2 protein-coding genes and 1 rRNA gene are annotated in these 5,145 nt (G+C 65.7%); all 3 read right to left on the bottom strand.

The annotated features are described in order from the left end of the window. Positions 1 to 426: 426 nt before the first annotated feature. A complete protein-coding gene (locus tag K4G53_RS03230; RefSeq protein WP_221384073.1) occupies positions 427 to 3,462 on the bottom strand; it encodes a glycoside hydrolase family 2 TIM barrel-domain containing protein in 3,036 nt (1,011 codons plus the stop codon). 94 nt (positions 3,463 to 3,556) lie between these two features. Further along, a complete protein-coding gene (locus tag K4G53_RS03235; protein ID WP_221384074.1) occupies positions 3,557 to 4,564 on the bottom strand; it encodes a LacI family DNA-binding transcriptional regulator in 1,008 nt (335 codons plus the stop codon). A 221-nt stretch (positions 4,565 to 4,785) separates the two neighbouring features. Beyond that, a 5S ribosomal RNA gene (gene rrf, locus K4G53_RS03240) occupies positions 4,786 to 4,902 on the bottom strand. Between the last annotated feature and the right edge of the window lie 243 nt (positions 4,903 to 5,145).

The following is a 5,145-nucleotide window of genomic DNA, read 5'->3' on the forward strand; positions in this document are numbered from 1 at the left end:
CAATTCATAAAAAATCGGTATCAACAAACATGGCACACTATTGAGTTCTCAAACAACAGACACACCCGGCACCACCCAAACCAAACATTCAGGATCGCTCCGGAGCAACTTTCCAAACCTACCCGACCCACCAGCACTTGGCAAATCCACGTTTCCGCGACCACCAACACCAGGATCAGCCCCCACCCACACAACAGCACGCTCAAAAGCGAACCATTTTCCAGGCCGTTCAGAAGGGGGTTTGGCCGCTATTTTTCCGCTTCAGCGGCGGCGACTCAGAAAACAATACACGCCCCACAACCCCACCGCAAATCCACCTTTCGGGGCGGGAGGTGCCGCCCAAAACCCCGGAATCACAGGGTGTTTGGCGGCATATCCTCCCCGAAAAGGCACCCGGTGTCCGGATACGTGCTGCTATGGAGTGGCTCACATCCGGCGGGACCCAGTCAGCACCCGCAGCGTCACTTCGAAGTCAGCCTCACGGGGTGTGAGCCGGTACCGATCCAGGACGCCGGGCCCGCAGGCCGCGGTCCCAACGCCGCGCATCTGATGATCCACATAGACGTAGCTTCGCCCGTCGGGGACCAGGTCGGAGCGGTGGGCAGCGGACTCCAGGACGGCAAGACTGTAGGGCCGCACCGTCAGGGCAAACGGCTCACCGGAAATCTCGAGAGTCCCGCCCCCTGTTTCGAGGACCGCGGAACGGACGCCGGAGCGTGCCCCTGACTCCTGGGGCCGGACGTAGTCAACATCCAGGTCAGCGAGGGGCAGTTCGAACCAGCCGGCACGCGTGCCCTGGCCCGTATCCGGATAACTCTGGTGCGGGCCGTGGCCGAACCAGCGCACCGTGGAGGTCGGCTGGCCCAATACGAACTCCAGGCCGATCCGCGCCCATTCCACCTCGAAGCCGGCATTGGCCCAGGTTCCCACGGGCCGGACCTGGGTGCGCAGCGTCAATGCACCCTGGCCGCTGGTCCAGACGTAATCCACCAGTACGCCGAACTGCTTGTCCGCCGCACCCATCCGCGTCCGCACCCGAAGGCACTCCCCGCCGTCGGGCGCCTGTTCTGCGCTGATGCCCAGCAGGCGGGTATGGAGCCGGTCAAGCCCGGCGTCCTTCCACTGGGCCGCAAGCGACCGGGGATCAGCGCCGCCCCACTCCCTGCCGAGGTCGTTGTCGGTGGGCGGCCACCACAGGACGAGGCCCAGCTTCTCAACGGGAATGCCGCCAATGGACACGGGCATTCCCGTGAACCGGCTGAAGACTGCTCCGCCCAGGCGGACTTCACTGCCCGCAGCCTCCACGAGGTCCAGGGCCGGGGCCGGCATGTCTGCCGCTCCATGGCGGACACCCTGCCCCCAGGCGACTTCGTGACCGGCGGCAGCCCAGGTGCTGTCAGCCGCCAGGACGGCACTGACGGTGAGGGCCGCGGACCCATCCCCGGGCAGCCCCTGTACGTAGCCGGCAACGCTTGCCGGGAGCACCACTGCCGCCTCCGACTGCGCTGCCAACGGCGGAACATCCACCGTTCCTTCAAGCCGCGTGCCGTCGTCGTCCGCCACCTTGTACTGGAAGCTGAAGGCTGAGGTGTCCGCAAAGTCCTGGCCGTTCCGCAGCCGGAAGCCCGTCCAGTCCGGCGCAACCTCGATGTGAAGCGGTTCAATGACCTTCTTGAAATCCAGCAGCCCGGGCCGGGGTTTGCGGTTGGCATCCACCAGGCCGTCCGTGACGAAATTCCCGTCGTGGACTTCCTCACCGAAGTCACCGCCGTAGGCGAACTGTTCGCCGCCGCCGGAAGCCGGGACGGTGATTCCGTGTTCCAGCCATTCCCACACAAAGCCGCCCATCAGGCGGGGATACTTTGTGAACAGGTCTTGGTATTCGCTCATCCCGCCGGGCCCATTGCCCATGGCGTGAACATATTCGCACAGCACGAACGGCATGGCGCGGCGGCGGGCGTCCAGGGCCGCGTCCTCGAGGGCAGGCTCAATGCCCTGCCCGATCAGCTCTGTTTCGGCCTGGCTCGCGTACATGCGGGAGTAGACGTCAACATGGGCTGAGGTCCAGTCTCCCTCGTAGTGGATGGGGCGGGAGGGATCGCGGTCCTTGGCCCATCGGGACATGGCAGCGAGGTTCCGGCCGGTGCCTGCCTCGTTGCCCAGGGACCACATGATCACCGAAGCGTGGTTCTTGTCCCGTTCCACCGTCCGGCGCATACGGTCCAGCAGGGCAGGTTCCCACTGCGGATCGTCACTCGGGTTCTGGGCCCATCCGGCGCTCTCGAAGCCGTGGGTTTCCAGATCGCACTCCAGCACCACGTAGAACCCCAACTGGTCCGCCAAGGCAAGGAATTCCGGGTGGGGCGGGTAGTGGGAAGTTCGGATGGCGTTGATGTTGTGCTGCTTCATCAGCCGCAGCTCCGCCTCCACCACGTCGCGGGGCACCACCCGGCCCAGCCGGGGGTGGTGTTCGTGCCGGTTCACGCCGCGCAGCAGGATGCGGCGGCCGTTGACCTTGAACTGGGCATCCTCGATGGTGATGCTACGGAAGCCCACCTGCAAGGAAACGGTCTCGCCGGGCGTGCTGACGGTTACCTCGTACAGCCGTGGATTTTCGGCGGACCAGGGTTCCACGGCGGCGAGCGTGGCTGCCTCGCTTGCAGGCAGTTCCAGGCCAAGTTCGGGAACACGTACGACGGCGTCAACGGGCTTCCCGCCGCGGGTCGCCTCGACGCGGAGGACGCCCTGGCCGGATTGATGGTGGTAGTCAGCGTGGACAAAGACGTCGTCGATGCCCTCCTCGGGGCGGGCCTGCAGGGTGACGTCCCGGAAGATGCCCGGCAGCCACCACATGTCCTGGTCTTCAACGTAGCTTGCGGCCGAGAACTGGGCCACCCGCACGGCCAAGGTGTTGGTTCCCGGGACCAGGACGCCGGAAACGTCGAACTCGTGCGGCAGCCTGCTCCCCCGCGTGGTGCCCAGTTCCACGCCGTTCAGCCACACGGTGCCGGCAGAGTCGATGCCGTCGAACCGCAGGAGCGCGTGCGGGAAGTGCTCCGGTCCGGCCTCGAAGGTCACCACGTGGTCGCCCACCGGATTGTGCTCCGGCACATGCGGCGGCTCCACCGCGAAGGGGAACTGCACGTTGGTGTAGGCGGGCGCACCGTACCCATGCAGGGGCCAGCTTGAGGGGACGGGAAGGGATGTAAACCCGTCCAGGTCCCCGCCGCGCTGCCACCCGTCTCCCGGAGCAGTGCGGATACCGTCGCTCAACCGGAACTGCCACTCGCCGTTGAGCAGCAGCTTCGGAGCATCGGTGGCCAGGAAGGCCCGAGGGGGAAGACTCCCTCCGCCTGGCCCGGGGCACTCGAGCTCGCGGACTTCGTCAGCACCGAGCTCGAGGCTCCGTGATGGTCTGGTGCGGGCTGCTACTGCGTGCGGAACGGGGGTGCGAACTGGCATGGATCGTCCTTCGAGGCTGGTTTCGGGTACATGGACGTGAACGTTCACGTATCGGCCCCAAGCCTAACCTTTCCCGTGGTGTTTGAGTAGGGGATCAGGCGGATTGGCGGCGCACCAGGGTGTGCAGCAGCACGAGTCGCGCCTCTTCGCTGCCTGCCTCCAAAGAGCCGGACAGCAGTCCGTCCAAGAGGTCGACGGCGGCACGCCCCACCGCACGCAGGTCCAGGGAGAGGGTGGTCAGCTCGGGGGTCAGAAGTTCTCCGAGCGGGATCCCGTCCATGCCGATGACCGGGCAGTCGCCGGGAACGGCACGCCCCGCTTCCTGCAGCGCCTTCAAGGCTCCGGCCGCCATCAGGTCATTGAACGCCAGGAGCCCGTCAATCTCCTCCTGGGCGGCGAGGAGCGTGGCAACCACTGCCTTGGCGCCGGCCGCGGAGGTGCTGGCTTCGCACCGACGCAGCTGGACCCCCAGGCCTTCCGCCACCGCCGCAGCCGCAGCTCCGCGGCCGGCCGAGGGGCGTCCCTGGTCCGAGTCCAGGTACGCGATATTCCGGCACCCCAGTGAAACGAGGTGGTTTAGGGCGAGCCGGGCGGCATGATGGTAGTCAAAGGAGATCGTACCTGCGGACCGCCCGGCAGGATGGTCAAGGCTGACGACGGGACGCCGGCCCATCATTTCCTGCGCCATCTCCGACTCCCTGCCGAGGTAGCCGATGAGGGCGTCCACGTGGGGTGCGAGCCGCTCAGCAGCGTCGAGCGCGCTGCCGGTTCCATGCCCGTAGTCGTCCACCACCACGTTCCAGCCACGGTTTGTGGCTGCTTCGACGACGCTGGAAGCGAAAGCGGGGAAATACGGGTTGGTGAGGTCGGGGATGGCGAGGCCTACGGAGATGCGGGCTCCCTGGACCAGGCCTTTCGCGAAGCGGCTGGGCGTGTATCCCAGCTCAGTTGCCAGTCTCCGCACACGTTCCCGCGTGTCCTGGCTGATGCCGGCCATGTCATTCATGGCCCGAGTCACGGTCTGCCGCGATACGCCTGCTGCGGCCGCAACGTCCAGGATGGTGGCACGTTTGCCCGTGGGGCCCTGGCTTCGGGAGGTCATAGAGCGTAAGTGTAGGCTCCGTTCCCGCAGTTGCTCTATTCGACCCATAGGGGCTCTTCGCGGCCCGTAGTGAATCGGCCCGCTGAAGGGCGATGGGGCCTCCCGGGACGGGGGCGCGTTGGGGTGGTGCCCGGGTGGCGGGGTGTCTAGCGTTTTGGTGGGTGGTGTGTTAAATGTGGGAGGCCCCAACCGTGTGGTTGGGGCCTCGACCATTGGTGTGTGTCCGGCGGTGTCCTACTCTCCCACACCCTCCCGGGTGCAGTACCATCGGCGCTGTGGGTCTTAGCTTCCGGGTTCGGAATGGGACCGGGCGTTTCCCCCACGCTATGACCGCCGTAACCCTTGTACCCGTCCCCCCCGTTGTTGCGGGGGCGGGAAGTCTGTGGTTACAACATCCCTGCCCGTGAGGGGCAGGTAGTGGTGTTATTCAATTGTGTGGTTCCTGGCTGTGCAACCCGGTGTTGGGGGTTGTTGGTTGGGAACCACATAGTGGACGCTAGCAGAGTTTGTATGTATCTGTGTGGTGTAAGTTGTTGGCCTATTAGTACCGGTCAGCTTCACGAGTCGTTAGTCCTCGCTTC

Source organism: Arthrobacter sp. MAHUQ-56, assembly GCF_019710585.1.
Classification (GTDB): domain Bacteria; phylum Actinomycetota; class Actinomycetes; order Actinomycetales; family Micrococcaceae; genus Arthrobacter.